Origin of the sequence: Rickettsiales endosymbiont of Peranema trichophorum, assembly GCF_004210275.1 — a bacterium.
Classification (GTDB): Bacteria; Pseudomonadota; Alphaproteobacteria; order Rickettsiales; family Midichloriaceae; genus RICK02.
In genome coordinates this window covers 1-6,212 of sequence record NZ_SCFA01000045.1, presented here as the reverse complement: position 1 = coordinate 6,212, position 6,212 = coordinate 1, and the positions used below count along the sequence as shown (strand labels likewise).

Genomic DNA, 6,212 nt, shown 5'->3' with positions numbered 1-6,212 from the left:
AAATTAACTGTTAAATTAAGGTATTTAATTGGCCAGCTCAAACTGGCTATATACTAGCCTATTCGCTGGCCAATTTACACCTTATTTCTTTCATATCAACTTACACACTTATTCTTACGTACCCGTAATATAGCCTTATCGTTATGCTCTAATATCTCGAAAGCTTCTTGTGATGCATCTGACAGTACTTGGCTCAATCGCAACTTCTCTGTGCATAAGTTTATATCAGCACCACGTTGTAATAGCAGTATACATACCTTCTTTTGTTGATAAGCGGCCGCAATGGCCAGAGGCGTCAACCCTTCATCGTTAATAACATTTGGCTCTGCTCCAACCTCTAAAAGCAAATCAACCATATCGATATCCACAGAGAGATGAAGTGATGTTCTTCCATTCATATCTACCAAGTTTGGGTTTGCTTTATGTTGTAGAAGTAGGCGAGCGACATCAATATAATTGTGATAGACGGAGACCCACAACGGTGTCCACATTCTATCATCTTTGTAATCAACGTCTGTCAGTGGATACGCCAGAAGCAGTTTAGAAATCTCGACATTATTCTTGCGAGCAGCGTGATGTAATGGTCCTTCATCGCCTATACCCACATAATGAAGAACATCTCCACTACTGTTCAAGTAGTCCCGCACTCTATTGATATCACCGGAGTCTATGTATCTCCAAAGGTTCCTGATTGTAGGCATGTTGTTGAATGATATTATATTCGTAGAGATCAGGTTATCGATACCTTTAGTGTCAAACCTAATCAACACTACTTTCAAGATATTAAAAAAGCAACCTGGGGGTGAAAGTATTTATTAGCCAAGTTGCCCTAGGTCTCATTATCAACCCAAGTCTAGGTTAGCACAGAAATCCGTATCGCAGTCACAAAATATCTTAAAATCGTTAATCTTATCAAAAATTTATGTTGATCCGATTAGCACACACTAAAGTACTGCTTATGTTGTTCTCTACTAGACTGTTGAAGCTCCCAGCCCCTCAAGTGTATCTGATACACAGAGCTTATATCCGCTTCACCCACATCCTATTTGAATACCATACTAAAGTTCAGGGTATTCTCGTACCATCGATGTGATGTCTTGTTTTAGGGTCTCCAACTGCACGTATACCCCCTCATTTATGCACACTGAGCCTACAAAATCCTCTGCTATACCTCTCTCCAGTATCTCTAATACTTCCAATATCTCAGATTCTGCTTCCGTCAACCAGCTGTCCTTCTTTAACAGCAACAATGTCTTTATACTTAATATCTCGGCAACCGCTGCATCTACAGATTCTAGCACCTCAGCCCTGCTATACTTGTCTAGTATATGCCGCTGCTTCGATATTTCCCCAGACACGTCTCTGTATCTTGTCCGCAATTTCATCACGTTGTACTTCAATTTCTCAAACTCTCCTCTCCTAAAGTATAACCTCCTTTTTCTTCTACCAACTCTTTCAACTTCTAGCTGTTCTAATTCGAAGCTGTCTATGATCATCTCAATCGCTGATAGTGTGTCTAAAATTTGTAGCCTTAATGCACGTACAGCTTTCAGTTCTTGTGTCATCATGTCAGAAGTCATATGAACACCTGGTTACAATGATATCGAGTACCATCTGTTGCATTGTATTAGCGTTGCAGTTATCAGTATATATACATCATTTTATCATGCTACGCAATGATATGCAATACCATGCAATACCATGCAATAACATACACATAGATACTTTTTGGTTTTTATAATACCTTGTAATTGTAACATTCTGTGTATAAAACGTGTTGGGAGATCTACTAGTCAGACAAAGATTAAAGTTAGGGCTTTCTCAGGATCAGATCGGAAGAAGGGCAGGTGTCACTCCTTCCACCGTTTCCAGATGGGAAAGCAACAAGATATCAGGTCCTCTTTCAATTCCGACAATTCATAAAATGTCTATAGGATATGACATTCCCAAGCAGACTATTATTAAGTCTCTCCCTCAGGAACAGAGAGATCATTTACTAAAGTACTTGACGGATGATACCACTGCAAATACATAACTGTTTACCCAATGTAATGTATTATGGTAACTTCCACCAAGACCTTCAATTTCATTTGGAATTTACAGCACCCACTGTCTTTCCTTGTGTTCCTTTACTGTGTCATGATAGTACCTCGTCAAAACTGCAGTTTACTGATCTACAGCACGGCTATGTCTTACAAACCTTCACAGGTATATCAGATCCCAACAAAAGAGTCAAGCGGTAGTTTATTGTCGGCTATAAATCCTAATCTACCTTTAATAATGCCTTTGCACATTAGAGTCAAGCGTTATTTATGATCTCGCTCCAAAGACGTACATTAGCCAAATTGGAGTCAGCGTTAAAAAGCTATATCACTTTTTATCAACTACTTACCTCTCGAGATAATCAAGTTATACTATGAAATTCTAATGAGTGCACTCATGAACTTCCAGCATATTGTGATCAAATTATTGAACAGTACCAAGCTATCAATGAAAGAGATAGCTGAAAAGTCAGGAATCAAGTATCCTACTCTCGTTACGATCAAAGCATCTCTCTACCATGACTTGAAGCTAAGTAGCGCTATAAAATTGGCCAACTTTTTTGGTATATCACTGTCTCAATTGATAGGAAAACAAAGCATTAATTATGATCAGGTTGCTACGGCATCACATACTTGCCCAGAGGAACAAGAACAGATTATCAACCTCAATATTGCAACATCTCTACACAATCTGCTTCATAAACACAATATTTCCCTTTTTGAGCTGTCAAAGAAACTCTCCATAGCTCGTTCTACACTTTATGATTTGTCTCAATGTCCACAATCTTCCCCCAGAGTATCATATTTGATTAAGATTGCTGAATACTTCAAAATAGATATAGAGGAATTGATATACCACAAGATGTATTCCTCGTATCAACTCACTGACTCTACACTGCGCCCTTTACCTGCTATTGATCTGACGGCAATACCCCAATGGTGCAAACAACAGATCGCGCATGGCTCATTCCCAATAAAAAACGTTGTATTTGTTAGGCAAGATACAGAAGCAGAAATTGCAGTCGTCAATCCAACTTTCACCAATGATATTTGGCCTCCTCTTTCTTTGTTATTCATCAAAACACCTAAAGTACATCCTTGTCTACTTAAGTATATAATCGGTATCATTGACGATGAAGCCTCCATCTTGGAAAAACAAGATGACAATGCCTTCTTATGCCTTAAAAGCCGGAGATCATACTCTTATACAAAATTACATGTAGTGGGACAGGTCCTGAGAGCCTGTCCGCAAATTAATTGAAATGAAAAGAATTCGGGCAAAAGTTGTCGTGAAGTTGTTAGGGAAGGGGGAGACGAGAGTGCCAAAGGAGGAGAAGCGGTAGTGAGACAAAAAGGAAGATGCCGGAATGGCAAAAGGGAGGAGCGGGAGTGGTATGCCGTAGAAGAATATATGGAGGAGGTGTGTGGAGTGATAGAGCAGACACACTAACATATCAAAGATTGTGCAAGACAAATTATGAGTCTGTCCCAATCTAAAGTCATAAGCTGAGTCCTACAGAGCTAGCCGTAGCATTGTTTCTAGTCTGTTAAGGTAAAAAGTGGTATAAACAGTTGTATAAATTTTCATAACGCGTGAACAAAATGGACAAAGATAAAATGATAGGCGATGTACTGAACGTCAACACTATCGATGGTATCGCAACTAGACAAGCAAGAGAGATGCCAAACAACGTGAACGCAGAACAAGGATTGCTCGGCGCATTGCTAAATAATAATGAGTATTTTAATAAAATAGGCCACTTTCTGTTCCAAGAGCATTTTTATGTGCCCTTACATGCCAAGATCTATCAAAATATCATTCATCTTATTGACAGAAATTTAATAGCTAATCCCATTACCTTAAAAAGTATTTTGGAGCATGATGAAACACTAAAAGAACTCGGTGTTCAAGGGTTTAATTATCTGGTGAAACTGTCCGCAGCAGCTACGTCAATTGTGAATGTGGAGTCCTTTGCAAAGCTGATATACGAAAGCGCTACGAGGCGTATGTTAATACAAATTTGCGAAGATATCGTCAACGATTCGTTTGAGGAAAATTTACAACAGGGAGCAGATACCCAAATTGAAGCAGCAGAACAAAAGCTGTTTGAGCTGGCTGTCAAAGGTACATATGACAACAGATTAGTACATGTTAGGAACGTAGTAAATAATACGCTTCACCAATTATCAATAGGAATGAAAAAAGGTAGTAAAATAAGTGGTCTAGGTACGGGATTTGTCGAACTTGATACCTTGATTGGTGGTATGCATCCATCAGATTTGATTGTAATAGCCTCAAGACCCTCAATGGGTAAAACATCCCTGGCAGTCAACATTGCTCTCAATACAGCAGAACAATTACTCAGTGAATCCAAAGATAATCAAGAACAACCAAAATCAGTGGGAATTTTCTCCCTGGAAATGTCAGCTGAACAGATCGTCACCAGAATGCTGTCAATCAAGAGCGCCATAAAAAGTACAAAAATCAGAACGTGTACCACAGGAAAGGATGATTTCGTTAAGCTGTCAAAAACAAGTAGCGATATAAACGAGTTACCTATGTTCATAGATGACACAGCTGCCTTGTCTGTATCTGCACTAAGAACAAAAGCTCGCAGGTTAAAAAGGCAACATAATCTTGGTTTGGTGGTAGTAGATTATCTACAACTCATGACCAGTAAAGGAAGAGCGGAAAATAGAGTAAACGAAATAGGAGAAATATCACAGGGCCTCAAAGCAATAGCAAAGGAGTTGGAAATCCCTGTGATAGCCTTGTCGCAGCTATCTAGAGCAGTGGAGTTGAGGGAAGATAAAAAACCACAACTCTCAGATCTAAGAGAAAGCGGAAACATCGAACAAGACGCAGATGTAGTGATGTTCATCTACAGGGAAGAGTACTATATGGAAAGAAAGAAGCCAGTAGGTGACCCATACAAAATGATGGAATGGCAAAAGCAATTTGATAAGATACAAAATATCGCTGAAATAATGATATCAAAGCAAAGAAACGGTCCAGTGGGTAGCGTGTTTCTGAGGTTCGATCCAGAGCTAACGTCATTCACAAATCTCGAGTTACAGCACGCCTGGTTTTGTGGAAAGGATTAAAGCGGAAGCAGGGAAAATAGTTAATAAGAGCAACATAGTGCAACACATATAAAGGAAGTAGAAGAGTATGCAAACGGAGTACCACCAAAGGTTAATGGAGAAATTTCGGGATAGCATTAGAACAGACACTCTAGACGATCTAGTTGTGCTAATGTCTGAAGAGGAAATATTAGATGACTTGATAATGAGGCTGATATTTTTTAGGTCTAGCGAGTGCGGCAGCGTGAATGTATGCAGATACATGCTAGAGCACAGTACTATAGATAGCTGGTGTGATCCGTTATCAAGACAAATTGCTTTCAAAGGTGGATCAAGTGAAGGTCATGTGGAAATACTGAAGTTGTTACTGGAGAAGAGAGTGCAAGTGTACGGAATGTACAAAGGCTTGAATAGCTACGGCTTAGCAATAGGAGCCTTGGAAGCTGGCCATCAAGTATACGAAGGGGAATACACAGAAGCTATCAAGCATCTAGCCATTACAGGAGCTTACATAGGGCTACCTATGGTGATGGCAACAGCAGGAGTACCATACGCAGGAGTTATATTTGTGGTAGGTATAACGGCATACAGCGCTTACCACCTTGTGTCCAACACGCACGCTCTATATATGGAATACACAAGTGAGAACAATCCAGTAAAGTCATCAGAAGCTTATGCGTACTTATACGCCACACTAGTCAAAGCTCCACTACAATACGTATACGAATCTGAGGCTCCTAGCATTGCTGTAGAGAATCATAGAGAACTGATACAGGAGGAAGAATACTCATTAGACTTTTTTCGAAACTTTAATATATGTGTATACTGACTGTAGTTCGATAAAGATATTATGGTTTTGGCATTGAAATATGAACAAGTTAAGAGTTTATCGGAAGAGCAATTCAGAAGATTAACTGGAGTTAAGGGTGCTACGTTTGATAGAATGATAGAAATACTGGAAGAAGCTGATCAAAGGAAAAAAAAGAAAGGAGGTAGAAAGAACAAGTTAAGCCTTGAAAATCAGCTATTAATGGCTTTGGAATACATAAGAGAGTACCGCACATATTTCCATGTTAGTCAAAGTTA

Annotated in this window: 7 protein-coding genes; 5 read left to right on the top strand and 2 right to left on the bottom strand. The window is 39.3% G+C overall.

The features are described from left to right. Window positions 1–95: 95 nt before the first annotated feature. Window positions 96–701 (bottom strand): ankyrin repeat domain-containing protein, encoded by a 606-nt coding sequence (locus EDM53_RS02185; RefSeq protein ID WP_130121987.1) that lies wholly within the window; start codon window positions 699–701, stop codon window positions 96–98. A gap of 357 nt (window positions 702–1,058) precedes the next feature. Then, window positions 1,059–1,580 carry a hypothetical protein gene (locus tag EDM53_RS02180; protein WP_130121985.1) on the bottom strand — a complete coding sequence of 174 codons (522 nt, stop codon included), beginning with the start codon at window positions 1,578–1,580 and terminating at the stop codon, window positions 1,059–1,061. 194 nt (window positions 1,581–1,774) lie between these two features. Between EDM53_RS02180 and EDM53_RS02175 the strand changes: the two genes are divergently transcribed. From EDM53_RS02175 to EDM53_RS02155, 5 genes are all read left to right on the top strand, one after another. Next, window positions 1,775–2,035 (top strand): helix-turn-helix domain-containing protein, encoded by a 261-nt coding sequence (locus EDM53_RS02175; RefSeq protein ID WP_130121983.1) that lies wholly within the window; start codon window positions 1,775–1,777, stop codon window positions 2,033–2,035. A 392-nt stretch (window positions 2,036–2,427) separates the two neighbouring features. Further along, window positions 2,428–3,303 carry a helix-turn-helix transcriptional regulator gene (locus EDM53_RS02170; RefSeq protein WP_130121981.1) on the top strand — a complete coding sequence of 292 codons (876 nt, stop codon included), beginning with the start codon at window positions 2,428–2,430 and terminating at the stop codon, window positions 3,301–3,303. Window positions 3,304–3,659: 356 nt separating this feature from the next. Next, complete coding sequence (locus EDM53_RS02165) at window positions 3,660–5,147, top strand: replicative DNA helicase (RefSeq protein ID WP_130121991.1); 1,488 nt, start codon at window positions 3,660–3,662, stop codon at window positions 5,145–5,147. A 67-nt stretch (window positions 5,148–5,214) separates the two neighbouring features. Then, on the top strand, window positions 5,215–5,955 hold the full coding sequence (locus tag EDM53_RS02160; protein WP_130121979.1) for a hypothetical protein: 741 nt from the start codon (window positions 5,215–5,217) through the stop codon (window positions 5,953–5,955). Between the two features lie 33 nt (window positions 5,956–5,988). Continuing rightward, window positions 5,989–6,212 (top strand): transposase family protein (locus EDM53_RS02155; protein ID WP_130121989.1); only part of this gene is annotated, 224 nt, incomplete at its 3' end.

Coding starts and splice junctions, on each gene's coding strand:
- EDM53_RS02165 (WP_130121991.1), top strand. CDS start 3,660: ATGATAGGCGATGTACTGAACGTCAACACTATCGATGGTATCGCAACT.
- EDM53_RS02170 (WP_130121981.1), top strand. CDS start 2,428: ATGAGTGCACTCATGAACTTCCAGCATATTGTGATCAAATTATTGAAC.
- EDM53_RS02180 (WP_130121985.1), bottom strand. CDS start 1,580: ATGACTTCTGACATGATGACACAAGAACTGAAAGCTGTACGTGCATTA.
- EDM53_RS02160 (WP_130121979.1), top strand. CDS start 5,215: ATGCAAACGGAGTACCACCAAAGGTTAATGGAGAAATTTCGGGATAGC.
- EDM53_RS02185 (WP_130121987.1), bottom strand. CDS start 701: ATGCCTACAATCAGGAACCTTTGGAGATACATAGACTCCGGTGATATC.